Origin of the sequence: Luteolibacter sp. Y139 (genome assembly GCF_038066715.1) — a bacterium.
Lineage (GTDB): Bacteria > Verrucomicrobiota > Verrucomicrobiia > Verrucomicrobiales > Akkermansiaceae > Haloferula > Haloferula soli.
Map to the genome: position 1 here is coordinate 355,887 of NZ_JBBUKT010000004.1, position 25,023 is coordinate 380,909.

Genomic DNA, 25,023 nt, shown 5'->3' on the forward strand with positions numbered 1-25,023 from the left:
GGGTAAAAGCGGGGAAACCTGAAAAAGGCCGCCCGGGAGATCCGGGCGGCCTTGGTTCAAGTCAGTCTCAAGGGATGTCGACCCGGAGGTGGGCGAAGATCCGGTTGCTCACGGCGAGGGAGCGCGGGATCTTCACGGTGACCCGGTCGGTGCCGGCTCCGAAGGCGTCGTTTTCCTCGGTGATGATCACGCCGCCGACTCCTGGCATGGCGTGGGTCCAACCTGTCATGGTGGAGCTGTATTCGACGTATGGATTGTAGGAGGCCGAGGCATCGGAGCGGCGGAACACGAAGTTCAGGTAGGTCGCATCGCTGGTGACGGTGGGCAGCAGTGCGGCCGAGCTGGAGGCGGGACCGGATGGATCGCCACCGATGACGAACTCGATGCCATTGGAGATGCCATCGGCGTCCGAGTCAGTGCCGGAGCCTGCACCGGCGATGCCGTTGGTGGTTTCCCACGAGTTGTAGTCGCCACTTGCGCCGGTGGTGACGGACAGCTTGCCGGTGCCGGTGATGAAGGAGCGCTCGAATTGCGCGCCCGATCCAAGGGCTCCGTAGATGCCGGGAGACTGGACGACACCATCGACGATGAGCTGGTCAACCACATCGGTGGTGCCCGTGGCGAGATCCAGGGTGCTGGCACCGATGATGGAGATGTCCGCGCCATCCGCGAAGAAGGCGGTGGTGACGGACAGCGTGCCGCCATCGACGGTGGTGTTGCCGATGTAGTTGTTCGCGCCAGCGAGGGTCAGCTTGGCGACGCCGGTCTTGTGCAGGCCGAAGTTGGCATCATTGATCCCTCCGCCACCGAGAAGGCCGCTGAAGGTCTGATCGGTGACTTGCTTGATGATGAGCTCGACCGGGGTGGCGTTGCCGTTGGTGACCGCACCTGCGCCGGAAAGATCGGCGGCGGATTGGTTGTGACCGTTGAGGACCAGCTTGGCTCCGCTGGAGATCGGCAGGATGGCGTTTTCACCGAGGGCGTTGTCGACGCCGGTGATGACGCTGCCGGCGAGGATCTTCACACCTGCGTTGACGGTGGTGGCCGGAGCATTGAGGGCGATGGAGCCTGCACCGCGCTTGTAGAGGCCGAAGGTGGCTTGGTTGATGTTCAGCGGGCCGTTCATCACCAGGTCACCGGTGGTGGTGGCGGTGCCGACGGCGATGTCCACCGACATGCCGTAGCCGCGGCTGACGAACTCGACCTGCGAATCGATGACCGAGCCGGAGGCGACGGCGGGAACGCTGAGGGCGGTGCCATTGATATCGAACTGGCCGATGCCCGCGTTACCGGTGCCGAACTGGCGGATGGTGGTGGGAGCAGTCAGGAGCTGGATGGTGCCGCTGCCATTGTAGGTGGTGCCGCCTTCCAGATAGAGACCGGTAGTGGCTGCGACGCCGGCACCGTTGATCTTGAGGTTGGTGTTCGCGTAACCGCCGCCGGTGGTGTAGCCGATCTTCAGCGTGCCGGTCGGGGTGATGACGTAGGGTGCGTCACCGGTGCGGCCCTGCACTTCCAGCACGCCGGCATTCACCGTGGTGGTGCCGCTGATGGTGCTGGTGCCGATGTAGAGTGCACCGGGGCCGTTCTTGGCGAGGTTGTAGCCGCCAGCGACGGTGCCGAAGCCGATCTGGCCGGCGGCGACGGTGACAGCTCGGTCGGCGCTGAGGGTGGCGGTGCCAGCAGTGAAGCTGAGGTTGTTGGTGCCGGTGAAGCTGAAGTCAGCGTCCCAAGTCTGCGGCAGGTTATCGGTCACATCGATTGGTGCACCCGAGGTATTGTCGAGCGCGCCACCGGCGATGGTGATGGGGCCGAGGCCGAGGGCGAAGTTGCTATTCACCTGAAGCGTGCCTTCGGTAAGGACGGTGCCGCCGGTGTAGATGCTGCTGCCGGAAAGCGCGAGGGCTCCGGAGCCGGACTTGGACAGGGTCACCGGTGCGGCGCCGTTATCCAGGATGTCCGAGGCGATGGCGGCGGTGCCGTCGGCGTCGACTGCGATTTCACCGGGAACCTCATCGAAGCTGCCGGCGGTGAGCGCGCCGCCCTGGATGGTCAGGGCACCGGAGGTGGCTGGCACGAGGACCGCGCCTTCCATGCCGAGGCGCATCGTGTCCGAAGGAGCGAGGTCGATGATGGCCGGGCCCGCATTCGCATTCTGGAGGAGCGTGGAGATATTGAACAAGCCGGGGACCAGCGGAGTGATATTGCCGGTGGTGCCACCATTCACGATGCGGACGTTCGAGTTGACGTTATTCGGCAGCTTGCCGCCGAGGCGGGTGACATCGGCGAAGCCGGAGAAGGCGACGATATTGCCGGAACCATCGACCGCGGCGGGCTGGCCTGCCACGGTGATCCAGGCGGGCAGCTTGCCGGTGCCATCATTGGTGAGGCTGGTGCGGGCGATGCTGGCGGCCGAGAGGTCGAGCGAGCCGGTGCTGCTGCGGTAGAGGTAGCCGAGATTGATGATCGAGCTGCCGGAGGAGCGGGTGATGGTCACGTTTCCTGCGGCGGAGAGCTCGGTGCTATTGATCAGTTCGACGTGGCTGCCACCGGAGAGTTCGACGCTGCCGCCGCCCAGCTTGAGGAGGGCGTTGTTGTTGATCTTGGAAGTGTTCGAGGCGGCGTAGTCGAGCTTGAGGATGCCGGCATTGACCGCAGTAGTGCCGGAGTAGTTGTTCGATCCTCCGAGGGTCAGGGTGCCGGCTCCGGCCTTGGTCAGGCCGCCGTCGCCAGCGACACCGGTTTGCAAGGTCGAAGCGAGGGTCACATTCTGGCCATTCGTATCGATGGTGCTGGGGAAGCCATCCTCGATGCGGATGCGCGAGCTGTAGTCGGTGGTATTCGCGGCGGAGAACTGGAGGGTGCCGCCAGCGAGCGAGATGGTGCCGGTGGTGCCGATGGCGCCAGCGCTGCCGAGGGACAGGATGCCATCGGTGATGGTGGTGCCGCCGGTGTAGGTATTGGTGGCGGTGAGGGTGTAGGTGCCGGTGCCGCCCTTGCCGAGTGCGAGGTTGTTTTGATTGGTGCCGGTGCCGCCGATGACGGCGGAGAGGGTCTGGCCGGCACCGGTGTAGTTGATCGTCAGGTGGGACAGCGTGGAGCTGCCACCGACGACCGTATTGGTGGTGCCGGTGCCGACGGTGTAGAGGTTGGCGAGGGTCTGATCGATGCCCTCCAGCACGAGCTTGCCGCTGGTGGTGCCATTGCCAAGGAAGACGGCGGAGCCGGTGCCGAGGCGATCCGCGCCGCCGCTGAGGAAGACGGTGCCGTCGCGGATATCGAGCGGTGCGCCATTCGAGCTGGTGCCGGTCAGGCGGAGCGAGCCGGTGCCGACCTTGCGGAAGTGGGTGCTATTGGCATTGGTGGCGCCGGTGAGCGGGCCCTGGAGCGTGACGTCACCGGTGGCGGTGGCGGAGCCGGCGGCGATGTTCATGACGTAGCCGTAGCTGCCGGGAGCGAAGCTGATGTCCTGGTCAAGCACGGAGCCGGAAGCCGCGGTGGGCACGGAAAGGTGGGTGCCATTGGAATCCCAACCGGCGAGGACCACGGTGCCGGTGGAAGGGACGGTGCGGATGGTCGCGGGAGCGCCGATGATATTCAGGCCGCTCTGGAGGCAGTAGCTGAAGCCGCCCTTCAGGTAGAGGCCGGTGGTGGCAGCGGCGCTGGCGCTATTGAGGTTGACGCCGTTGTTGTAGACGCTGTTGCCGGTATTGTAGCCGAGCTGGAGCGTGCCGAGCGGGCTGACGTTGTAGATCTTGGCGGTTCCGTATGCATCCACCTTCAGCGTGCCTTCGTTGACGTTAGTGGCACCGGTGTAGGTATTGGCTCCGCTGAGGACGAGCGTGCCGGCGCCGGCCTTGACGAGGGGGTTGGCGGTGGTGCCGAAGGTGAGCGAAGGAGTGCCGGTGGCGGTGGTATTCGCGCTGAGGGTGATCTGGGTGGCGCTATTGATCGAAGAGATCGTGGAGTTCGCCGCGATGCCGGTGCCGGTGACGGTCATGCCGGCCACAAGGTCAGCGGTGCTGCTCAGGCCGGTGACGATGGCGGTGCCGCTGGTGGTGGAACCAGTGCGTGCGAACGGCGTGACGGCATTGGCAATGATGGACGCGATGGTGACTTCGCCGGCGGTATCGTGCTGGTGGACGACGATGCTGCCATTGATGGAGCCGGTGGCGCCGCCGCTATTGAGGATATTGGAGGTGGCGATGGTGCCGCCGGTGATGGTGGTGGGATTCGCGCCGACGGCGGCGGTGATCAGGATGCCATTCGAGGTGATGGCATTGGTGCCGGCGAGGGTGAGGGTCTTGCTGCCGGGATCATTGAAGCGCAGCGAATGGGTGACGGCAGCGGAGGCGGGGTTGGCACCGGCGACGGTGACGTTGGTATTGGTGCCGGGGGCCCAGGTGTCCGCAGTGAAGGTGGCGAGGCCCATGATGGGGCTGGCGGCATTGGCCACGGCGAAGGTGCTGTTGCTCACGGTGGCCCAACCGCCGAGGATGCCATTGGTATTGCCGGTGGAGGTGACGATGCTGGCACCGCTGGCGATTTCCAGCACGCCGGTGGCGGCGGAGGCGCGGTTGATGGGGCCGTCGGTCTTGGAGGCGGTGGCGGTGTAGGCGAGGGTGCCGCCGGTCATGTTCACCGCGCCGAGCGTCTGGGTGCTGGCTCCGGTGAGGGTCCACTTGCCGACGCCGCTCTTGGTGAGGTTGGTGAGGCCGCCACTGCTGGGAATGCCGGTGAGTTCGCCGAGGCCGCCGCCATTGAGGGTGACGCCCTTGGCACCTGCACCGGTAACGGTGACGGGGCTGGTGAACTTGAGCAGGCCGCCCATGTCCGCGGTGATGGTGGCACCGCCGGTGGTGCCGGAGAGATTGATCACGCGGTCGGTGGTTTCACCGAGGCCGCGGTAGGTGAGGATGCCCTGGTTGCCCGCGCCGCCGAGGGCGATGGTGCCATCGGCGACGGTGGTGGGTGCGCCGAGCGAGCTGCTGGCAGTGCCGCCGACGACCTTGTTGAGCGAGGTGGCGATGATGGTGCCCTGGGCGACGGCGGTGGGGCCGGTGTAGGTGTCGGCATTGCCGAGGACCAAGGTGCCGGAGCCGGACTTGGTGAGGCCGGCGGCGCCGGAGATGACGCCGGTGGTGGTGACGGTGGTGGTGGCGGTCCAGGTCTGGGATGCGCCGAGGACGATGTTATTGGCGATGTTCAGGTTTTCCCAGCGCACCTCGGTGATGCCGGAGGCGCCGAGGGTGATGTCCGAACCGGTGAGGGTCATGGTGCCGACGGAGTCCTCGTGGCGCAGGCCGAGCCAGGAGACGGGCGAGGCGATGGTGAGCGTGCCGCCGCGGGATTCCTGATTACCGGCGGTGACCGTATCCACGTCGGTCTTCCAGGCGGCGATGTCGGCGGTGGTGGGGGCGATGCCGCCCACCCAGTTGGCGGCGGTGGTCACCTCGCTCGTGGTGAGCGCGGTGGTATTGAACATCACCTCCGCGCCGGAAGCGACGGTGGCGGTGAAGAGGGCTGCGTGAAGCAGCGTGGTGCGCAGTGACGAGGTCGGAATGCTCATGATCAAGGAACTCGAGGTCTGCAACATCCATGCCACCGTAAGAGGAGTCTGGTAAGAAAAATTGTTTTAGCTTAGTAAAAATGATGTTTATTGAGTGAAGTGACGTATTTCCACGTAGGTATTTGAATGAGAATGAGGAATAAATGACGTTTGTTCTTTGGTGTTTGAAGCTGCCTAACCACGTGAAAGCGTGGTTTTCCTGCCAGGAAGCAGGGCTGTCAGGAGACCGGAAGGGGTCGCGGAGGCCGTTTGCCGAGGGGGATGTGCCTCAATTCGTCCGACAGCTTTCCTTGGGGAACGGCTGCGTGGTCCCAGGCTGCCGGGGCTTCGAGACGGGCGATCTGACGGGGGCCGCCAACGGCTCGCCGGGATGCCGATTCATTGCCGGAGCCAGGGCAGCGGCACCGCTGCTAGCCATTCATCCGCGCGGGGGCGTGGAATCCCAAGCCACGGATGGAGCGAGTGTGGAAGGCTGGCTTCGCAAGCCTGATGGGTGGAGCATTTCCAAGCGCTCCAGCCGCTGCTCCATGTCATGGAGGGGCTGGAAGAGGGCGAGCAAGTCGCGCACTAGCTTTTCCGGATCGGGGGATGGCTCCGCTTGCATGGTCACCAATGTTTCCGCTGAGGGATACGAGGTGAATAACCGCTGCTTTGCCGGTGGGTTGCGAAGGAAAGTAAGGTCGCGGCATTGCATGCGTGCAGTGATTCATTTGCGACGTAACGATGAACGCTTCTGCCGAGTAGATCGCAGATCGAGTATGCCAAGAAGTAGAGTCGTCGTGCCGGTGCTGTTTTTCGCGTGTGTTTCCGTGGCCTCCGCCCAGCGAGTCGCGGCAATCGACGGCTTCCTGAAACCGATCGTTTCCAAAATCGCGGCCGCTCCGAATATTGGAGGGTGGGAGTGGGAGCGGAATTGGAATGGAGGCTATCTCTTGAGAAGGTGGATGGATGTGACGGGCGACGGTCGTTCGGAAGCCTTCATTGCTTCCACGCTTGAATCCGACAAGTACGGGCACATCTGGCACGTCTTCGATGTTTCGGCTGATGGAATCATGAGGCCCTTTGGGAAGACGCTGCGGCATGATTCGGCCTTGCCGGTGAAGGAGGACGGGAAGACTTGTTTATTGTACCTACCTGGTCCTAGCCAGGAGCGGATGCGAGTCAGCGATCCCAAGCCTTACGAGGTATATCGCTACAGATTCGCGTTCCCCAAGATTGAAGAGGCGTTTTCGTGGGTCAGCGAGGAAGAAGACAGGCGGCTTGGCCAGGACTATGAGAAGAGGCTTCCGAAAACGGAGGTGATCCTGCTGGCGGATTACCTGAGCGATCCGACGGCGAAATGGTCGGACTCGACCCAGTTGAAGTTGGATGCCCGCGATCGCTACTACCTTGAGGAGAACAAGGAGCGGGCTGAAAAGAATATGGCGTTCACGCCTCAGGTGGCGTTGGCGAAGCTTGGCGGTGAGCGGGCGAAGTCCAAAGAGGCCAAGTAGCAGAGCGACTCCCTGCGATGACTTCCGCGCGTTCCATGATCGTGTGATCAGGGCTCAGCAGAGCGCGCGGGCGATCTGCATCCACTCGTCTTCTAACGGAGCGTTGCGGGAGGGGGCGGGTTTGTTGGCGCGGGAGTACCAGTAGCAGGCGTTGCCGTAGTCGCCTTCCTCGCGGTGGAGGTAGGCGTGGATCCAGGCGCCGGCGGGGTCGGGGAGGTCCTGGCAGGCGTCGTGGGCGGCGTCCCATTGGCCGGCGCGGGCTAGCCAGAGAGTCTTGAGTGTGGGGGAGAGGTCGGCGGGTGGAGTGGTGTCGGTGCGGGCGGAGTTGGCGAGGGTGACGGCGTCCATGGTTGTGATGAAGTTTGTTAGTTTGAAGTGTTGCCCTCTGGGCTACGCGGTTTGCCGCTTTGCGGAGGGAGAATGGTCGCTATCGCGACTGCTGCGTTCAGTTTTCAGGAAGGGGAGGCGAGTGTCGAATGGTTGATGATAGGCGAAACAGCCAAAGGCACGCGTTGTCACCAACGCGCCTACGGTTGGAGTTGTCCGCAGTCCTTGGTTGCGGCTGATGGTGGTGTTGTTCGTTTGTGTCGGTTTCGCCCAGTCTGGAGAGTTCCATGAGTGAGGGATTGGCTGGAACAAGAGGGGGAACTTGTGTCTCTTGTAGCTGCCATGAAAATTCCTTCGCTTCTCGTTCTCGGTTTGCTCGCAGGTCCGGTGTTGGCGGATGCCTTGCCGACGACGAACAAGAAGCCGTGGGTGGCCTTTTATGCGGGCTATGAGGCGAAGAGCTTCCAGTTCACGGTGAATACCGAAGGGGTGGGGGAGTTGATCCCGTTGGACAAGGGCAAGCCGATCAGCGGGAGGAATGCGATCAAGTTCCAGGCGGTGGTGGAAGATGTCTCGGCGGATGGGAAGGTGTTCGCGAAATACGCGGAGAAGGGGGCTTGGGAAGCGGTGACGCCAGCGGCGATCGATCCGGAGAAGGTGACGTATCGCGGGATGGCGGGGAATGCGAAGTTCGAGGTGAACCTGGAGTTCGACAAGAACGGGGTGCGGGCGGGAGGGAAGCTGTTAGAGAAGGGGGAGCTGAAGAATCCGCGGTTCGTGCTGCGGGTGTCGGTGCCGAATGTTTATTTCTACGACAAGGATGCGGCGAAGCTGGATGCGAAGGCGAAGGATGACCGGATCGACCTGGTGCGGACGGATGGGAAGAAGCTGAAATTCGGCTCGCGGACTGCGATCGATGGGGAGACGGCGGAGGTGACAGGGCCGGGGATTGCGGAGGCGAAGATCGAGATGTCGGGCTTGAAGGACAACCGGTTTGAATTTGTGGCGGGTGCGGGGGCGTCGTTTGAGCTTTGGAACAAGGGGATCGCGCCGTTGAGCGAGGGGTTTTCGCTGAATTGGAAGGCGGATGCGGGGAAGGATCCGGAGGGGAAGGGGAGATTGGTTTTGGAGGTGAAGTGAGAGAAGTGCCGGGTGATCCGTGAAAGGCACGGAACGGTCGCGGATGGGTGCAATGGTCTTTGGGGGTTGATTGCGAGCGGGCCTAGCCGGTGGCCGCGAGAAGCATGAGGCGTCCTTTCAGGACGCGGGGAGCTGCGTGGGCTTACCCCGGCACTGCGTGCCGGGCTTTTATGAGCCGTCCCGTTGGGACGAAGAATAAGTTCCCGTTGGTGCGCAGGGCCTCGGACGCAGGCTTTGGGACTCATGGTTTGGGGTCGGATGAGGCGGATCAGTACACTGGAACACACAAATTGGCTTCCAAGTACACCTCAGATGCACCACAGTCCTCGGTGAGCGCTTTGAGGCCGGTTTTTCGGGCTGAAATTTCAAAAAACGGGCTATCGAGGTGTTTGAAAGTGGCAAAATGGAAGGGTCGATACAGCCAAATTCACTGACTAAACTGCTGATAATCAGCAATTTAAAATTTTATTTCGGGAATCCTGAATTTGGTTTGACCATTTTGGTGTACTTTGGTGAACTCTAGGGCATTCCGCGGGTGTTACCGCCCTCGATGTCCTCCATGTCCAAAGTCCACGAGAGTCACTTCGACTACAAGATGGACCCGAAATTCCGGGTTTCCGTCCCTGTCGAATGGCGCCCCGAGACCGAGGAGACGCCGATCCGGTTGCAGCTCTCGAAGGAGCACGACCTGCCGGTGATCAAGGTGTACGGCGAGGCGGAGTTCGACCTGAAGTTCGAGCAAGTGGAGCAGAGCGATCTGACCCCTGCGAAGAAGCAACAGATCGTCGGGCACCTGCGGATGATGTCGAAGAAGGCCAACGTCAGCAGCCAGGGCAAGCTCACCGTCCCGAAGGACTGGAGCGAGCGAGTCGGGCTGAAGGCAGACGGTCCGGTGATCCTGGCCGGCCGTGGTCCCTTTTACATGCTGTGCACGCAGGAGACCTTCGAACGCATCACCGAGATCGAACTCGGCATGGACGACGGCGACCTGGGCGTGCTGTGACAGACACCCCCTCCAACAGATTTCACCCACACCCACACCCGAAAGCGACAACATGCTGTTCGCCCCTCCAACCCTGGCATCCGCACATGGCGGACTCGCGGCACCCACCGCGGGAGAAAGCCGGGTGTCAGGGTTGGGCTATGTTTTCCCATCGGCACGGACCGGCGCACTCGGGACAGCGCGCCCTTCCGGTCATCCCTACACGGCTGTCCGCTCCGCATTCCATGGCTGGTTGGCGGGGCGGCGGCCGGAGATTTTCCTGGCTGGGCGGATGAGGTTACTCGGGACAGTACCTCTTTCGCCAATTACCTCGGTGATCCGCGCGGCTTCTGGCTGGTTGTCCGCGCGGGTCGCCGGAGACTTTCGATATCAATTTCCTTGCGAAGCGACTGGCGCACTCGGGACAGCGCGCCTCTCGATTCATACCCAAACGGCTGTCCGCCCCGCATTCCATGGCTGGTTGGCGGGTCGGCGGCCGATGGCTTTCCTGGCTGGGCGGAAGGGGTTTCTCGGGACAGTACCCCTTTCGCTTTTTGAACCGGTGATCCGCGCGACTTCTGGCTGGTTGTGCGCGCGGGTCACCGGACACTTTCCATCGGCACGGACCGGCGCACTCGGGACAGCGCGCCTCTCCGGCCATATCCAAACGGCTGTCCGCCCCGCATTCCATGGCTGGTTGGCGGGACGGCGGCCGTCGGAAATTTTCCAACAGACGAACAAGACCGACGAGTCGAACGGCTATCACCTCTCCGTGCTCCCTGCCGAGACGGTGGAGTGGATGGCTGCGCAAGAGGGCAAGCTGATCATCGATGGCACCCTCGGCGGCGGCGGGCACAGCGAGGCTTTCCTGAAAGCCGGTGCCTCCGTGATCGGGATCGACCGCGATCCTGAAGCGCTCGCGTTCGCCTCGAAGCGGCTCGCTGCCTACGGCGACCGTTTTCGCACCTGGCAGGGCAATTTCGCAGATCTCCGGGACATCCCCGAGGTCCGGGGGGAAAGCAAGGCCGATGGCCTGCTTTTGGACCTCGGGGTTTCCTCCCGGCAACTCGACGCCGCGGAACGGGGATTCTCGTTCAGAGGTGAGGGTCCTCTGGATATGCGAATGGGCCCGGCCTGTCCGTTCGATGCCGCGCACGTGGTGAACACGTGGGCGGAGTCGGAGCTGGTGCGGATCTTCTTCGAACTCGGTGAAGAGCCGAAGGCGCGCCGCATCGCCGCGGCGATCGTGAAGCGCCGCGCCGAGCGCGAGTTCACGACGACGATCGATCTCGCGGACTGCATTGAGAAGGTGATCGGCCGCCATGGACGCATCCATCCGGCGACGAAGGCATTTCAAGCGATCCGCATGACGGTGAATGACGAGCTGGGCTCACTGGAGCGCGCGATGGAAGCGTCGCTCGAAGTGCTGAAGCCAGGGGGGCGCTTACTCATTATCACTTTCCACAGCTTGGAGGACCGCATGGTGAAGCGCTTCATGCAGCACCGCGCGAAGCCCTGGCTGGACCAACCTGACTGGCCGGCACCGCGGCCGAATCCCGACTGGTGCCTGACGCTTCCTGTTAGAAAGGCAATCGCCGCGAGCGACGCAGAGATTCGAATCAACCCCCGGGCCCGCAGTGCGAAACTGCGGGTCGCCGAGCTTCTGGACCCTACCGTTTCACGCCCATGAACCGTCTCCGTTCCGAGCCTACCACTCACATTTCCGTTTTCATCACGCTGATCCTTGCAGCCCTGGTTGTCATCGCCGGTGGCATCATGCATGCGGTCGCGAAAAACTCGCAGGTGCAGGTCGAGCGTCAGATCGACCAGGCGCAGAAGCGCATTGAGCAGACGAAGGTCCAGATCCGCATGGTGGAAGTGCGGACGGACAAGATGCTCGACCGATTTGAAATGAAGGAGCGGCTCAAGCAGTCCGCTTCAGGTCTGGTGTCCATCACCCCCGCCGACATCGAGGAAGTCCGGCCGCTGCCCGCGGCGCAGGACGGCTCGGAGGTCGCCGACGTCCGCGACGAACCATGACCCGACGCCAATTTCAGACAAGGTGTGTCTTACTGTGCTCGGTCCTAGTGGCCGGGCTCAGTGCGCTTTCGGTGCGGCTGATCCAGATCCAAGTCTGGAACCGCAAGGACATGGCGGGCAAGTCCAGCAGGACCTTCGACTCGAAGGAGCCGCTGGTCGGCCTGCGGGGCACGATCGTGGATCGCAACGAAGAGGTGCTGGCAAAGAGCATGCCGGTGGCCTCCATCGTGGTGGATCTGCAGCATTTGTCGGATCCGCTGCTGGTTTCCTTTCCGCTCGCCTACGAGCGCGTGAGCGGCGAGCCGGGTTGGGAATTGCTCAATCCGCAGGAGCAGAAGCAGCGGGTGCTGGGGATGCGCGGGGTGATCTTGAAAGAGTCCGAAGACTCGCCGGATGCCCTGATCGAGAAAGGCGTGGCCCAAGCGGTGAGCCTGCTGGCACGGCCGCTCGGACTGAAGCGTGAGGAGATGTACTCCAAGCTCCGCGAGGAACTCGCGAATGCCAAGAAGCGTGCGGTGAAGCTGGGGCTCAAGAAGCCGGGCGGGGAATTCTGCCTGGTGAAGGAGCGGCCTGCGGATGACATCGAGCGCGTCCGTGAACTGATTTCGAAGAACTGGCTGGAAGGCTTCCGCCTCAACGAATCCTACAAGCGCTGGTATCCGTCCGAACTGCTCGCGACCCATATCGTCGGTTACACGAGTGAGGGCAAGGATACTGGAGAAGATGGCGAGGAGGTTTTCCGTCCGATCGGCAAATACGGGATCGAGGCGGCACTGGAAGAATATCTGGCTGGCAGCGATGGCTGGCAGATGCAGCGCCGTGCTCCGAATGGAGCCCGGATCCCGGGTGACACGTCCACGCTCAAGCCGCCACGCGCGGGACTGAACGTGCAACTCTCGCTGGATATGGGGATCCAGTCGATCGTGGAGGAAGAGCTGGATGCCGGCCTAGCCCAATGGGAGAGCAAGCGCGGTTGCATCATCGTGATGGACCCAAAGACCGGGGAGATCCTGGGGATGGCCAGCCGCCCGCATTTCAATCTCAATCACCTCGACAAGGAGAGCCTGAAGGAGCCGTGCTTCGCTACGCAAGCGATCTACGAGCCGGGTAGTACCATCAAGATGGTGCCCTCGTCCGCCGCGCTCAACGAGCGGCTGGTCACGCCGCAGACCCAGTTCTTCTGCTACAATGGTCACTACCAGATGGGCAAGATCACGGTGCCCGACCACTTTCCCTACGGTTATCTGACGGTGGAAGGCATCCTGCAGAAATCGAGCAACATCGGCGCCTACCAGCTGGGGATGGCCTTGGGGGCACCCCGCTACTACGACTATCTAGAGAAGTACGGCTTCGGGCAGAAGACAGGCATCCTGCTGAGCGGCGAGAGCCGTGGCATCGTGCCGCGGTCGAAGAACCCGCTGGATTTCTCGCGCACGACCTATGGCTATGCGCTGGCGGTGACGCCGCTACAGGTGGCCACGGCCTACTGCGCGATCGCGAGCGATGGGAAGCTCCGGAAGCCGCACATCGTGAAGTCGGTCATCGCGAATGACGGCACGGTGGTGGAGCGCTACGAGCCGGAAGTGGTGAGAGAGGTGATCCGCCCCGAGACGGCCAAGTCGATGCGGGCAGCGCTGGAGAAGGTGGTGGATCCCAAGGGCACCGCAGTGCAAGCCAAGGTGCCGGGCTACGGCACCGCGGGCAAGACCGGCACGGCGGTGCGCATCGAGAAGGGCCGCTACCAAGCGGGTCACTACACCGTTTCCTTCGCCGGAATGTGTCCCGCGAAGGATCCCGCATTTGTGTGTGTGGTCGTTATTGACGATCCTCTCACGAACAAGGTCACCCGCTACGGCGGAACGATCGCCGCCCCCGTTTTTTCCAAGGTGGGTGCGCGCCTCGCCGCCCACATGAACCTCACACCTGACGAGCCGGTGGAGGAGAAGGACAAAGACAAGCTCGCTGGAACCAAGGAACAGTGATTTTACGCGATCTCATCGCCCATCTTGACCGGCCATTGCACTCCGGTCCCCTCGACACCGACATCACGGCGGTGACCTCCGACTCGCGCCTGGTGGAGCCGGGGGTGGCCTTTGTGGCTGTCCGCGGGGAAAGCCGCGACGGGCGGGAATTCATCCCGAAGGCGCTTGAGCGCGGGGCGGCGGTGATCATCTGCGATACAGCTCCGGACGAGAGTCATCCGGCCGAGGTGCCCTACATTCAGGTGAGCGACACGCGTCATGCGCTCGCCGCCTTTGCCCGCTTGCTTGCTGGCGATCCTTCCAAGAAGCTTCGGCTGGCCGGTGTGACCGGGACCAATGGGAAGACGACCACGGCTTTCCTGATCCATCACATCATGAAGCGCGTCTGGCACCGGGCTGGCGTGATCGGTACGGTGATCGTGGATGACGGTGAGCAGACAAGGCCTGCAAACTTCACCACGCCGGAGCCCGTCGAGCTCAATGGCCTGCTTGCCCGGATGGTGGATCACGGCTGCCGCGGCGCGGCGATGGAGGTGTCATCGCACGGCATCGATCAGAAGCGCATCGGCGGCATTGCCTTCGATGCGGCGATCTTTACGAATCTCACGCAGGACCATCTGGACTACCACGGCACGCTGGATGCGTATGCGGCGACGAAGTTCTCGTGGTTCGAATCGCTGGCTGCTGATCCGCTGGGCAAGAAGCCGGTGGCGGTGATCAATTTCGACGACGGCTACGGCGAGAAGCTGGTGACGCTGCTGGGCGACAAGATGCCGATGATCAAATACGGCTTCAACGTCCACTGCGACTTCCGCGCGAACAACTTCAAGCAGAGTGCGCGGGGGATGGAATTCGAGCTGACGGCGAAGGGGAAATCCTACCTCGTCCGCGCGCCGCTTATCGGCCGCTTCAACGCTTACAACATCCTGTCCGCGCTCGCTGCTGCCAGTGCGATGAAGATCAAACTGCGCGACGCGGTGACGGCGATTGCGGAAGCACCACAGGTGCCCGGGCGGATGGAGCACTGCGGCACCAAGGATGGCATCAGCGTCTTCGTGGACTATGCCCATACGCCGGATGCGGTGACGAATGCGTGCCGCACGCTGAAGGAGCTCAATCCGAATCGCCTGATCACGGTCTTCGGCTGCGGTGGTGACCGCGACAAGAAGAAGCGCCCGCTGATGGGCAAGGCCGCCGCTGAGATCAGCGATGCGTGCATCATTACTTCCGACAATCCACGCAGCGAAGATCCCGAGACGATCATCAAGGAGATCGAGTCTGGCATGGTTGGCACGCGCTACCGGGCTGTGGTCGATCGCGCCGAAGCGATCCGGATTGCGATCCACGCGGCAGGGAAGGGCGACATCGTCCTGATCGCTGGCAAGGGTCACGAGACTTACCAGCAATTCGCTGACCGCACGATTGACTTCGATGACCGTCGCGAAGCGCGCCGTGCCTTGGCAGAGCGTCCCGAACCTCCTCTTCCTCCCCGCAAGCGGTGACTCCCATTGATGCAAGCACCTTGGCCCAGCATGCCGGTGGCGTGATCGCCGCTGGACGGGGCGATGTGCTTGCGACGTCCGCTTCGACCGACACACGGACGATTCCTGCGGGCTCGGTCTTTTTCGCGCTGAAGGGCGAGCGCTTCGATGCGAATGACTTCGCCCGCCAGGCGATCGCGACCGGTGCCTCGATCGTAGTGGTCGAGCGCTGGGAGGGCGAGTGCCCGGAGAACGCGGCGGTAGTTCGCGTTCCGGATGGCCTTGCGGCGCTGCAACGTTTTGCGGCGTGGTATCGCCGCCAGCGGGAGTTGCCGGTGGTGGGCATCACCGGATCGAACGGCAAGACGAGCACGAAGGATTTTACGTCGGCAGTGCTGGGTCGCTCGTTTCATGTCTGTGCGACGCGCGGCAACCTGAACAATCACATTGGCGTGCCGCTGAGCGTGCTGTCCTTGGAAGATGGGCATAGTGCGGCGGTCTTCGAGATGGGCATGAACCATCCGGGTGAGATCGCGCCGCTGTGCGAGATCGCGCGGCCGAACCTGGGGATCATCACCAATATCGGCACGGCCCACATTGAATACATGGGCAGCCGTGAATCGATCGCGGAAGAGAAGGGTGCGCTGGCGCGGAGCTTGCCGGAGGATGGTGCGCTGTTCGTTCCCGCGGGATGTGATTTCCACGACTACTTCAAGCGTCGTACCAAGGCCCGCGTGATCTGTGTGGGCAATGGCCGCGGCGAGATCCGTGCGGAGAACCTGATCACCCGCGAGAGCGGATCGAGCTTCACGCTGATGATCGCTGGCAAGGCTGCCGCCGAGGTGGACCTGCCGGTGGCGGGCCGTCACATGGTGACGAATGCGCTGCTGGCCGCGGGTGCCGGGTGGTTTCTCGGGATTGCGCCGGAAGAGATCGCGGCGGGACTTTCCAGCACGACGCTGACGAGTGGCCGCCTGCGGCGCTTCACGAGCGGTGGCGTGGTGATTTTCGACGACACCTACAATGCCAATCCCGAGTCGATGGCCGCGGCGATCGACACGTTGGCGGAGACGCCGGTGCGGAATGGCAGCGGCAAGCGGATCGCGGTGCTCGGCCGCATGGGTGAGCTGGGCAGTCATGGCCCGGAGGCTCATCTCAAGGTGGGGCGCCTGGCCGCCGCGCGGGGACTTACGGTGGTTGCCGTAGGTGCCGGCTCCGAGGGCATCGCCGAGGGAGCGGGCACTGCCGAACATTTTCCCGATCAAATCGAAGCTGCCAATTGGCTCGCGAGCCATGCGGCTGCCGGTGACGTCGTCCTTTTCAAAGCCAGCCGCAGCGCCGCGATGGAGCGGGTGATGCAGCAGGCTTTTCCGACCCAAGACTAACACATGCTCTACTGGATCTACGAATGGTGGAAGGCCGCTTTCGAGGCGGAGAAGGCGCACGGCGTCCAGGAGTGGGCGCACAGCTTCTCATTCCTCAATCTGCTGGGCTACATCACCTTTCGCGCGGCGCTTGCTTGTGTGATGGCGTTCGTGGTCAGCGTTCTGGCCGGGCCGCGCGTGATCCGGCGCTTGATCTCGCTGAAGGTGGGGCAGCCGATCCGCACGGCGGCGGAGGTTCACAAGCTTGCCGAGCTGCATGGGGGCAAGGTGGGCACGCCGACGATGGGCGGGGTACTTATCCTGGGCTCGGTATTGATCTCGGTCTTCGTATGCGCGCAGCCGCTGAATCCCTTCGTGGCCGTTTGCTCATGCACGATGGCGGCGCTGGGCCTGCTGGGCTTCTGCGATGACTACAAGAAGGTGAAGCAGAAGAAGTCCGATGGCGTGAGCGCGCGGACGAAGCTTTTCTGGCAGCTGGTGGTGGCGGTAGTGGCGGCGTGCTTCATCTATTTCAAGAAGGAGATCAGCGGGTATGGCGCGACGCCGGATGAGCTTGCGAGGAATGTGGCGGGCTTCCGGCTCGGCGACCAGGCCATCAGCATCGGAACGATCTGCTTCCCGCTTTTCAAGACGGGCATTATCGACCTCAACATCCTGGTCATCCCGTTCTTCGCGGCGATCATCATCGGCTGCTCGAACGCGGTGAACCTGACCGACGGCTTGGATGGTCTGGCCACGGGGTGCACGATCACGGTGGCGCTCGCGTATGCGTGCCTCGCTTACCTCGCCGGGCACTTCTACATGGCGGCGGAGTATCTGGTGATCCCCTACAACCGCTACATCGGCGAGCTGGCGGTGCTGCTGCTGGCGCTGGCCGGGGCGGGCTTCGGCTTCCTGTGGTTCAATTGCCACCCGGCGAAGGTTTTCATGGGTGACACCGGCTCGCTGGCCATCGGCGGCGCGCTCGGGACCGCGGCGATCTGCGTGAAGCAGGAGCTGCTGCTCGTGATCATCGGCGGCGTCTTCGTGATGGAGGCAATGTCGGTGATGCTCCAGGTCGGCAGCTTCAAGTTGCGCAAGAAGCGCATCTTCGCGATGGCACCGATCCACCATCACTTCGAACTCCGCGGCTGGCATGAAAGCCAGGTGATCATCCGTTTCTGGATCATCTCCATCATGCTCGCGCTCTTCGGACTCGCCCTGCTCAAGATTGCCTGATGACCCTTTCTGGAAAATCCGTCGTTGTTCTCGGTGCCGGCCGCAGTGGCCGCGCTGCCGCCGGACTCGCCCTGCGTGAGGGCGCGGAAGTTCACGTGCACGATGCGGCCTTCGCGATCGAGGGCATGCCTGCCGGGGTGCAGGTGCATCCGGGCGCCTCGGTGGAAAAGGGCAGCTCGGTGAAGTGCGATCTGCTGGTGATCAGCCCGGGTATCGATACCTACGGTCCGCTGGTCGCGGCCTACGCGACCGGGGCAGGGGAGATGATCGGCGAGACTGAATTCGGCTACCGCTACTATAAGGGTCGTATCGTCGGGATCACCGGGACCAATGGCAAGACGACGACGACAGAACTGGTCGAGCGGATCCTGAAGGCCGGAGGCTACGATGCCGCGCCGTGTGGCAACTACGGGCATCCGCTGTGCGAGATCGTGCTGCGTGAGCCGATGCCGAACGCGGTGTCGCTGGAGCTCAGTTCCTTCCAGCTGGAGACGATCCATGATTTCCGCCCGGACGTTTCGATCTGGCTGAATTTCGCGCCGGATCACATGGACCGCTATCCGACGGTTCAGGCGTACTTCGATGCGAAGTTCCGCATCTTCATGAACCAGACGGCGGACGATACTGCGATCGTGCGGACCGGGGAGAAACTGCCGGCGATCCAGCCGAAGGTGGTCACTTTCTCGACGGAAGATCCGGAGGCGGATTGGTTCTCCGATGGACGCCGTATTTCACGCCGCGGCGTGGAAGTGCTGGACCTGGAAGTGAGCACGCGCATGCGCGGGCTGCACAATGCGGAGAACGCGATGGCGGCGATCGCTGCGTGTGAGGCGATTGGTATTTCACTCGAAGCGGCGCGCACCGCGCTCGATGGCTATGCGCCGCCGCTGCATCGCTGCGAGCTGGTGCGCACGCTCGATGGGGTGGAATATCTCAATGATTCCAAGGCTACCAACTTGCATGCGCTGGAAAGCGCGCTACGCTCGCAGACGCGACCGGTGGTGCTCATCGCCGGTGGCAAGGAAAAGGGCCTCGACTACGCGCCGGTGGTTCCTTTGTTAGAAAAGAAGGCTGTCTCCGCCGTGACCTATGGCCAGATCGCCGCACCGCTCGCCAAGGTTTTCTCCGCGGCCGTGCCGGTGGAGCAGGTGACCACCCTGGCCGAAGCGGTGGAAGCCGCCCGCAAGATCGCACCACGTGGTGGCACCGTCCTGCTTTCACCCGGCACATCATCCTTCGATCAATTCTCCGGCTATGAGCAGCGCGGGGATGTCTTTCGCGAACTCGTTCTCAATCTCCGCTGATTCTCACCCATGAAATTCTCCGATCTTTCCGTGAAGCGCCGCCTGGCGAAGAAGCCGGTATTTCGCAAGCTGTTCGCCAACGTGCGCCGCAAGCAACAGAACGTTGCCGTGGCTGCGCCGATGCCGGACATGGAAGGCGATGTGCCGAACATTGGCATCGCCCGTGCCCTGGTCGTCATCCTGATCATCCATGTCGTCGCCATCGCGGGTATCTTCGCGCACAGCAAGTGGTTCGAGAAGGACGCCGCCGTGGCGAAGGATACGATGGCAATCGTGCCGGCCAGGCAGCTACGTGATGCAGGTGAATCGGTGCCGAAGATCGACAAGAACGACGAACGGTATCTGCCGGTGGCCGGAGACACCTATGCGTCGATCGCCCGTGACAATGGCGTGACCGAGCAGGCGCTGCGCGAGGCGAACAGCAATGTCGAGATCCGCGCCGGCCGCAACCTGCGGATCCCGCCGCGCAAGATCGTGGCCGAGGAGCCGGAGGAGCTTGTGCGCTCCCGCAATGGCAGCGTGGTGCTTGAGAACAACGATGCGGATGGAAGCCCCAATGAAGAGGCTGCTCCGGCACCGACTCCGGTGGCTACGGATGACCTCCGCAATGCGCCGATGGTGGAGACCGCTGCCGCGAGCAAAGGCACGGTCATCAAGCCGCGCGTTCATCGCGATGCGGGCGCTGAAGCTACCGTGCAGCCTGTTTCCGCCGAGACTCCCGCTCCCCAGAAAGCCCTGCCCGCCGCGAACCGCAAGTATACGGTCAAGTCGGGCGATACCTTCTACAAGATCGCCAAGGCTCACAAGACCACGGCGGACGTGGTCATGAAGACCAACAAGATCACCGACCCGCGCAAGCTCAAGGTCGGCATGCAATTGATGGTCCCCTGAGCCGTCCCTGAAACCAACGCCCCCCGCCCCCGACCGATGAACCGCAGCGCCTCCATTCTCCTCTGCACCGCCGTAGCCGCGCTTGTCGCGCTCGGGCTGGTCATGCTCACGAGCACGGGGGCCTGGGTGAAGAGTGCAGCGACTCCGTATGCCTTTGTCATTGGTCAGGGGAAATTTGCCGTGATTGGATTTTTCGGTGCGATCATTGCATCGCGCGTGGACCCTATCTGGCTACGCCGAGGTTGGCCATGGGCACTCGGTTTCGCCTCGCTGCTTCTCGTTTTCTGCTTCGTGCCTGGCATCGGGGTTGATCACCTTGGCTCGCACCGGTGGATTCATGTGCCGGGAATCGGGGAGTTCCAGCCTTCGGAAATGGCGAAGGTGGTGACTCTGATCGCGATGGCCGGCTGGTTCGCGCGATGGCAGACGGAGGTTCACACTTTCTGGCGCGGGTTCGTCCTGCCCGGCATGATTGTGGCGATTCCCACAGGACTGATCGCGATCGAGACGGACGTGGGTTCGGCGCTGGCGCTCTCCGTGGCAATCGGTGCGATGTTCTTCTGCGTGGGCACTCGGCTGATCTACCTCATCCCGACGGCACTGACCGGCATGGGCGGAGCAGGCTGGTACATTCACTCCGATCCGGTGCGCTGGGGTCGTATCCAGGCGTGGCTCGATCTGGAGGCCAATCAACAGGGCATTGGCCAGCAGCAATGGCGGGCCTTGCTCGCCTTCGGCAATGGTGGTCTCGAGGGTGTCGGCCTCGGCAATGGATCGGAGAAATTCGGGACGCTCACGTTTGCCTATAGTGACTTCATTTTCCCGATCGTGGGTGAGGAGCTTGGGTTGGCCTTCACTCTAGGCACGGTGCTTGCCTATGTGCTGATCGCGGTGTGTGGCTGCTCGATCGCGCTCCGTGCGGGGAACCTTTTCGACCGCTGCCTGGCGCTTGGCATGACCTGCGTGCTGGTGGTGCCTGCGATGGTGAACATTGCCGTGACCACGGCCGCGCTGCCGAACGACGGCCTGCCGCTGCCCTTCGTGAGTCATGGTGGCACCAGCCTCATGATCTCCCTCGGCGCGGCGGGACTGCTGTGCGGCATTCACCGCCGCTCGCATCTGACGCAGGATCGCGCGGAGCCGGTGGTGGGCGCGAAGGTGTATGCGGTGAAGCTGTGAGGCGAAGAGGAAGGCCTCCTCTCTCAGCTTCCTTCCGCCCAGGCCTTGGCTGCGGCTTCCATGTCTTCCTGAGACACGTCGCGGACGTGGCTGGCGAGGGTCCAGCGGTAGCCGTAGGGGTCGTGGACCTTGCCGCTGCGATCGCCCCAGAACATGTCGGTGGGCGGCTGCACCGGAGTGGCTCCTGCGGCGACGGCTTGCTCGAAGGCGGCGTCGACATCGCTCACGTAGATCATGAAGAGGCAGCCCTTGCCGGGCTCGGGTGCGAGTGAGCCGTAGTCGGGATACTCGTCGGAGAGCATGATCCGCGAATCACCGATGGTGATTTCTGCGTGCATGATTTTTCCCGAAGGCTCCGGCATGCGGAAGACCTCCACGGCACCAAAGGCGCGGGCGTAGAAGTCCAGTGCTGCCGCGCCATCGCGGACGGTGAGGGAAGGAGTGATGGAATGATAGCCCTGGGGGATCGCGCTCATGGTGCTTTCGGTGTAGCACAGCGCGGAGGTTTTGACGAAGGAAACCGGGTGGTCCTAAGCTCGGGAGAGTTCTTCACGACGCATGAAAGCCAAGCCACGGGTCAAGATCTGCTGCATCGCTTCCCTCGAAGAGGCTCAGGCTGCGATCTCGGCGGGTGCTTCCGCGCTGGGGCTGGTCTCGGCGATGCCGAGTGGGCCGGGTGTGATTGAGGAAGATGTCATCGCGGAGATTGCGCGGCGGGTTCCGCCGCCGATCGGCACGTTCCTGCTTACGAGCGAGACCTCGGCGGAGGCGATCATCGCGCAACAGCGCCGATGCGGGACGAATACGCTGCAGCTGTGCGACTATGTGGATGCGTCGGTGTATCGTGAGCTGCGGAGAGAGTTGCCGGGGATCGCCTTGGTGCAGGTGATCCATGTGACCGGACCGGAAAGCATCGAGGTCGCGCGTGCGGCGGCGGAGCATGTGCATGCGTTGCTACTGGACTCGGGGGATACGACGCTGCCGGTGAAGCTGTTGGGTGGCACGGGGCGCGTGCATGATTGGACGGTCAGTCGCAAGATCCGGGAGTCGGTGAAGGTGCCGCTGTTTCTCGCTGGAGGATTGAAGGCGGACAACGTTGCCGAGGCGGTGGCTGCGGTGGAACCTTTCGGTCTCGATTTGTGCAGCAGTGTCAGGACGCAGGGCCAGCTGGATGTGATCAAGCTTGAGATATTCTTTGCGGCTCTCGCATCCTAAGAGCATGAACTTCGCAGAACTCTTGAGATTCATGCATGCGGAGTGGAAAGCCCAGGCGGGCTTTCTAGATCCCATTCCCGAAAATGCGGCTGAGCGGAACTTCTCCCGGGAGAACCGGGTTTCGAAGGTCATCGATCTCTATTTTCGCTCGATATCTCCCATCGATGACGTTGGGGGATCTGAGGCGGTTGATGAATGGCAGTTCCGGACCGGTCTCTCCGATTTGCCACGGGCTGGCCGTGAAGGGTCCCCATTCTGGAAGAGCGTCATCGACCTGGCCACGGTGTTGAATTTGATCAAGGAAAGCCCGAGGGATGTATTGCTGACAAAGCAGGGTCTCCGAAGCTCTCAAGAGTGGAGGCTGGTGAGGAAGCTCGCGGCCAGAGTGATGGAGGAAGCAGGATATCCCCATGACAAGGCCATCACGAATCTCGATGATCTCTGGGCGCGTCTTGGCGGAGAGGAATTCTGAGGCTTGTTGAACGGCTTCAGTCGATGAAGCCCTTTTCGAACATCGACGTGATTTCCTCTGCTGTCAGTGCGCGGGTTAGCAGGGCGAATTCGTCGATGCGGCCGTTGAAGGCACGGACCAGTCCGTTGGTGGGAGAGGCGGGGCTGGAGGCGTCGAAGTTGCCGAGATTGGCGAGGCCGAGTTGGACGGGGACGCGGCGACTCATCTTGCCGGTGGCGACGAGGCTGCCGTTTACGAAATGACTCATGGTTCCCGTTCTGCTATCGATGACGGTGGCGAGATGCAGCCAGCGGCCGAAGTCCTTTGGTCCGACCACCGGTGGGCTCTCGAGGCGCTCCCACGAGCTGTAGGCGTATTCGGTGGAGGCACGCAGGCCGAGCAGTAGGCGGCCGGTTTGATCGAGCTTCCAGTGGACCTCGCCGACTTTGTCGGGAGCCATGGAGAGCAGGGAATTGTGTTCGAGCGGCAGGCTATCGACGCGGACCCAGGCCATGAGCGTGATGGCGGGGGCGGTGCCTTCGCTGCGGAAGCGGACGCGGTCGGAGGTCTTTGCGAAGCCGAGGGCGCCTTTCCTATCCCAACGGCCGGAAAGCACTTCGCAGCCGATGATGGTGCCATTTGAATCCTCATCGGCTCCCGCGGCGCGGTTGCGAAGGAGCATGGCGGATGGGTCGAGGTCTTCGAAGTCGAAGTGGATGCGCAGGCCGGGTGTTTCGCGGAACGCCTGTGAGGCGGTCTTCCAATTCTCCCAATTCGCGTCGTTCTCGCGAGTGGCAGCTTCCAGCAGGCGAGTTGAGTCGATGAATGAGTCACGGTTGGCGGTCATGGCTTCCGACTTGCCCTGGCGGATTGAAACCGCGTGGCCTTCGAAAAGCTCGCGCGTGGTGGCTTCGGGGACGTCGCCTTGAAGTTCCACCTCGCCCTTGAAGACGTGGACCTCGCAATCGTTCGTGCCGGTCACGCTCATGCCGAACTCGGTGCCGCGGTCGACGACACGGAGGTTGGCGTTCATTACCGTGAAGCCTTCAGCGGGTGGCGGGACCCGCGCGGTCAGCTTGCCGCTGTCGAGGCGGGCTAGGTCAGGCGAAAGCAATTCAAGCGAGGCCGGGCCTTCCAGCACGACGCGGGCACCGCTGTAGAAATCAAGTTGAAGCGTGCCCTTGCGGATCTTGATAGGGCCTTTCGGCAAGGCGGAACCTGTTTCAAAGGAAGGTCCGTCCCACTCGACGTCAATGGCGCGGTCGAGCAGAGCGACTTCATTGTGCATCACTTCATTCCCGGCGAGGCCTTCGGTGCCGGGTGGCTTGTCCGAAGGGCGAAGCCACCAGCCGAGTGCCACACAGGCGGCGAGGCCTGCGGCGATCCATGCGCGGCGGGCGAAGGGTAGCACTTTCTTTTCGGCGCGAGAGACCTGATCTAACAGCGTGACCCCACCGGCTTGCATCGCTTGTTCGCGGAGCAGGCCGTGCCACTCGGCGTGATCGAGGAAGAGTTGGCGCGCTTTTGACGATGAAAGCAGCATGGCCTCCAGTTCGCACTTTTCCTCCACCGTCAATTCGCGGTCGAAGTGGGCGGAGATTAGGCGCTCGAGTCGTGCTTCGTCGAACATGGCGTCAGGAAGGGGTGGGGGCCATCTTGCGCTGCACGCAGTCGCGAAGGAAAGTCCGTGCGCGGGAAAGAGTGACGTTTACCGACTGCACGGTGCAGCCCATGAGGTCCGCGATCTGCGGAGGAAGGTGGTCGTTCTGATAGCGGTAGTCGATGGAGCGGCGGGCCTGGGGGGCGAGCTGATCGAGGCAACCGCGGAGCAGGGCGAGGCGGTCATCGGCATCCCCGCGGAGTTCGCGTGGCTCGGCGCCGAGGGCCTGCAAGACTTCTTCCGAGAGACTCTCGAAGCGGCGCGCGCGGATGGCTTCCAGTGCCTTGAAGCGGGCGATGGTTTTTACCCAGGCCGGGAAGCTGGTGCCGATTTCGAAACTGGAGGCCTTGCGGGTGACGGTGAGGAAAGTCTCCTGCATGACGTCATCTGCGGCCGAGAAATCCGGGATCATGGCGAGGATGTAGCCGCGCACCGCAGGCTGATACTGCAGGAAAAGGCCCTGCACCTTGGCGGTGTGGGCTTCCTCGGGAGTGAGTGGGTCCTCGTGCATTGCGGGCATCGGTTCCTGTCAGGGGTAGAATGATCCGGGGCGGAGAAAACTTAGCAAGAGGGAGAATTTTCAAATCCGCTGCTAAGTCCGGGCGGGGAGCGGGCATTCATCCGTGATCGTTCGCCGGCAGAACCCACCGGGGGCGAGGCAAAAACCCACAATCATCCCGCGTGATGCGCGGCTCCTGCCATTCCC

Annotated in this window: 19 protein-coding genes; 14 read left to right on the plus strand and 5 right to left on the minus strand. The window is 62.8% G+C overall.

Going from position 1 to position 25,023, the window contains the following annotated elements:
* Window positions 1–67 precede the first annotated feature (67 nt).
* A complete protein-coding gene (locus WKV53_RS12640; RefSeq protein ID WP_341404960.1) occupies window positions 68–5,569 on the minus strand; it encodes a beta strand repeat-containing protein in 5,502 nt (1,833 codons plus the stop codon).
* A gap of 602 nt (window positions 5,570–6,171) precedes the next feature.
* On the opposite strand from WKV53_RS12640, the gene WKV53_RS12645 reads away from it, so the two are divergent.
* The gene (locus WKV53_RS12645; protein ID WP_341404961.1) at window positions 6,172–7,062 is read left to right on the plus strand and encodes a hypothetical protein; all 891 of its coding nucleotides are present in this window, start codon (window positions 6,172–6,174) and stop codon (window positions 7,060–7,062) included.
* 54 nt (window positions 7,063–7,116) lie between these two features.
* Here the strand turns inward: WKV53_RS12645 and WKV53_RS12650 are convergent, their stop codons facing one another.
* Window positions 7,117–7,410: a hypothetical protein gene (locus tag WKV53_RS12650; RefSeq protein WP_341404962.1), complete on the minus strand. Its 294-nt coding sequence runs from the start codon at window positions 7,408–7,410 to the stop codon at window positions 7,117–7,119.
* A gap of 321 nt (window positions 7,411–7,731) precedes the next feature.
* On the opposite strand from WKV53_RS12650, the gene WKV53_RS12655 reads away from it, so the two are divergent.
* The 11 genes from WKV53_RS12655 (at window position 7,732) to WKV53_RS12705 (ending at window position 20,991) form a co-directional block, all read left to right on the plus strand.
* Entirely contained in the window at window positions 7,732–8,529 is a 798-nt protein-coding gene (locus WKV53_RS12655) for a hypothetical protein (RefSeq protein ID WP_341404963.1), read from the plus strand.
* Between the two features lie 559 nt (window positions 8,530–9,088).
* Window positions 9,089–9,532, plus strand: coding sequence for a hypothetical protein (locus WKV53_RS12660; protein ID WP_341404964.1), 444 nt, complete (start codon window positions 9,089–9,091; stop codon window positions 9,530–9,532).
* 700 nt (window positions 9,533–10,232) lie between these two features.
* A complete protein-coding gene (gene rsmH, locus WKV53_RS12665; RefSeq protein WP_345789661.1) occupies window positions 10,233–11,201 on the plus strand; it encodes a 16S rRNA (cytosine(1402)-N(4))-methyltransferase RsmH in 969 nt (322 codons plus the stop codon).
* On the plus strand, window positions 11,198–11,551 hold the full coding sequence (locus tag WKV53_RS12670; protein ID WP_341404966.1) for a hypothetical protein: 354 nt from the start codon (window positions 11,198–11,200) through the stop codon (window positions 11,549–11,551). Before rsmH ends, WKV53_RS12670 begins: the two co-directional genes overlap by 4 nt.
* Window positions 11,548–13,533 (plus strand): peptidoglycan D,D-transpeptidase FtsI family protein, encoded by a 1,986-nt coding sequence (locus WKV53_RS12675; protein ID WP_341404967.1) that lies wholly within the window; start codon window positions 11,548–11,550, stop codon window positions 13,531–13,533. The genes WKV53_RS12670 and WKV53_RS12675 overlap by 4 nt, the downstream gene beginning before the upstream one ends.
* Window positions 13,530–15,035 carry a UDP-N-acetylmuramoyl-L-alanyl-D-glutamate--2,6-diaminopimelate ligase gene (locus tag WKV53_RS12680; protein WP_341404968.1) on the plus strand — a complete coding sequence of 502 codons (1,506 nt, stop codon included), beginning with the start codon at window positions 13,530–13,532 and terminating at the stop codon, window positions 15,033–15,035. Before WKV53_RS12675 ends, WKV53_RS12680 begins: the two co-directional genes overlap by 4 nt.
* Window positions 15,032–16,399, plus strand: a complete 1,368-nt coding sequence (locus WKV53_RS12685) for a UDP-N-acetylmuramoyl-tripeptide--D-alanyl-D-alanine ligase (RefSeq protein WP_341404969.1) — start codon at window positions 15,032–15,034, stop codon at window positions 16,397–16,399. The genes WKV53_RS12680 and WKV53_RS12685 overlap by 4 nt, the downstream gene beginning before the upstream one ends.
* A 3-nt stretch (window positions 16,400–16,402) precedes the next feature.
* On the plus strand, window positions 16,403–17,617 hold the full coding sequence (mraY, locus tag WKV53_RS12690; RefSeq protein ID WP_341404970.1) for a phospho-N-acetylmuramoyl-pentapeptide-transferase: 1,215 nt from the start codon (window positions 16,403–16,405) through the stop codon (window positions 17,615–17,617).
* Window positions 17,617–18,921 (plus strand): UDP-N-acetylmuramoyl-L-alanine--D-glutamate ligase, encoded by a 1,305-nt coding sequence (gene murD / locus WKV53_RS12695; protein ID WP_341404971.1) that lies wholly within the window; start codon window positions 17,617–17,619, stop codon window positions 18,919–18,921. The genes mraY and murD overlap by 1 nt, the downstream gene beginning before the upstream one ends.
* Window positions 18,922–18,930: 9 nt before the next feature.
* Window positions 18,931–19,812 (plus strand): LysM peptidoglycan-binding domain-containing protein, encoded by an 882-nt coding sequence (locus tag WKV53_RS12700; protein ID WP_341404972.1) that lies wholly within the window; start codon window positions 18,931–18,933, stop codon window positions 19,810–19,812.
* 36 nt (window positions 19,813–19,848) lie between these two features.
* A complete protein-coding gene (locus tag WKV53_RS12705) occupies window positions 19,849–20,991 on the plus strand; it encodes an FtsW/RodA/SpoVE family cell cycle protein (RefSeq protein ID WP_341404973.1) in 1,143 nt (380 codons plus the stop codon).
* A 23-nt stretch (window positions 20,992–21,014) separates the two neighbouring features.
* On the opposite strand, the gene WKV53_RS12710 is transcribed toward WKV53_RS12705, so the two are convergent.
* Window positions 21,015–21,467 carry a VOC family protein gene (locus WKV53_RS12710; protein WP_341404974.1) on the minus strand — a complete coding sequence of 151 codons (453 nt, stop codon included), beginning with the start codon at window positions 21,465–21,467 and terminating at the stop codon, window positions 21,015–21,017.
* Window positions 21,468–21,549: 82 nt separating this feature from the next.
* Here WKV53_RS12710 and WKV53_RS12715 point away from each other — a divergent pair, with 82 nt between their 5' ends.
* A complete protein-coding gene (locus tag WKV53_RS12715) occupies window positions 21,550–22,206 on the plus strand; it encodes a phosphoribosylanthranilate isomerase (protein ID WP_341404975.1) in 657 nt (218 codons plus the stop codon).
* Window positions 22,207–22,210: 4 nt separating this feature from the next.
* Window positions 22,211–22,678 carry a hypothetical protein gene (locus tag WKV53_RS12720; RefSeq protein WP_341404976.1) on the plus strand — a complete coding sequence of 156 codons (468 nt, stop codon included), beginning with the start codon at window positions 22,211–22,213 and terminating at the stop codon, window positions 22,676–22,678.
* A gap of 16 nt (window positions 22,679–22,694) precedes the next feature.
* On the opposite strand, the gene WKV53_RS12725 is transcribed toward WKV53_RS12720, so the two are convergent.
* Together WKV53_RS12725 and WKV53_RS12730 are read right to left on the minus strand one after the other, a co-directional pair.
* Window positions 22,695–24,287 carry a LamG-like jellyroll fold domain-containing protein gene (locus tag WKV53_RS12725; protein WP_341404977.1) on the minus strand — a complete coding sequence of 531 codons (1,593 nt, stop codon included), beginning with the start codon at window positions 24,285–24,287 and terminating at the stop codon, window positions 22,695–22,697.
* 4 nt (window positions 24,288–24,291) lie between these two features.
* Window positions 24,292–24,828 carry a sigma-70 family RNA polymerase sigma factor gene (locus WKV53_RS12730; RefSeq protein ID WP_341404978.1) on the minus strand — a complete coding sequence of 179 codons (537 nt, stop codon included), beginning with the start codon at window positions 24,826–24,828 and terminating at the stop codon, window positions 24,292–24,294.
* Window positions 24,829–25,023: the final 195 nt, after the last annotated feature.

Coding starts and splice junctions, on each gene's coding strand:
- WKV53_RS12640 (WP_341404960.1), bottom strand. CDS start 5,569: ATGAGCATTCCGACCTCGTCACTGCGCACCACGCTGCTTCACGCAGCC.
- WKV53_RS12645 (WP_341404961.1), top strand. CDS start 6,172: ATGGTCACCAATGTTTCCGCTGAGGGATACGAGGTGAATAACCGCTGC.
- WKV53_RS12650 (WP_341404962.1), bottom strand. CDS start 7,410: ATGGACGCCGTCACCCTCGCCAACTCCGCCCGCACCGACACCACTCCA.
- WKV53_RS12655 (WP_341404963.1), top strand. CDS start 7,732: ATGAAAATTCCTTCGCTTCTCGTTCTCGGTTTGCTCGCAGGTCCGGTG.
- WKV53_RS12660 (WP_341404964.1), top strand. CDS start 9,089: ATGTCCAAAGTCCACGAGAGTCACTTCGACTACAAGATGGACCCGAAA.
- WKV53_RS12670 (WP_341404966.1), top strand. CDS start 11,198: ATGAACCGTCTCCGTTCCGAGCCTACCACTCACATTTCCGTTTTCATC.
- WKV53_RS12675 (WP_341404967.1), top strand. CDS start 11,548: ATGACCCGACGCCAATTTCAGACAAGGTGTGTCTTACTGTGCTCGGTC.
- mraY (WP_341404970.1), top strand. CDS start 16,403: ATGCTCTACTGGATCTACGAATGGTGGAAGGCCGCTTTCGAGGCGGAG.
- murD (WP_341404971.1), top strand. CDS start 17,617: ATGACCCTTTCTGGAAAATCCGTCGTTGTTCTCGGTGCCGGCCGCAGT.
- WKV53_RS12700 (WP_341404972.1), top strand. CDS start 18,931: ATGAAATTCTCCGATCTTTCCGTGAAGCGCCGCCTGGCGAAGAAGCCG.
- WKV53_RS12705 (WP_341404973.1), top strand. CDS start 19,849: ATGAACCGCAGCGCCTCCATTCTCCTCTGCACCGCCGTAGCCGCGCTT.
- WKV53_RS12710 (WP_341404974.1), bottom strand. CDS start 21,467: ATGAGCGCGATCCCCCAGGGCTATCATTCCATCACTCCTTCCCTCACC.
- WKV53_RS12715 (WP_341404975.1), top strand. CDS start 21,550: ATGAAAGCCAAGCCACGGGTCAAGATCTGCTGCATCGCTTCCCTCGAA.
- WKV53_RS12720 (WP_341404976.1), top strand. CDS start 22,211: ATGAACTTCGCAGAACTCTTGAGATTCATGCATGCGGAGTGGAAAGCC.
- WKV53_RS12725 (WP_341404977.1), bottom strand. CDS start 24,287: ATGTTCGACGAAGCACGACTCGAGCGCCTAATCTCCGCCCACTTCGAC.
- WKV53_RS12730 (WP_341404978.1), bottom strand. CDS start 24,828: ATGCACGAGGACCCACTCACTCCCGAGGAAGCCCACACCGCCAAGGTG.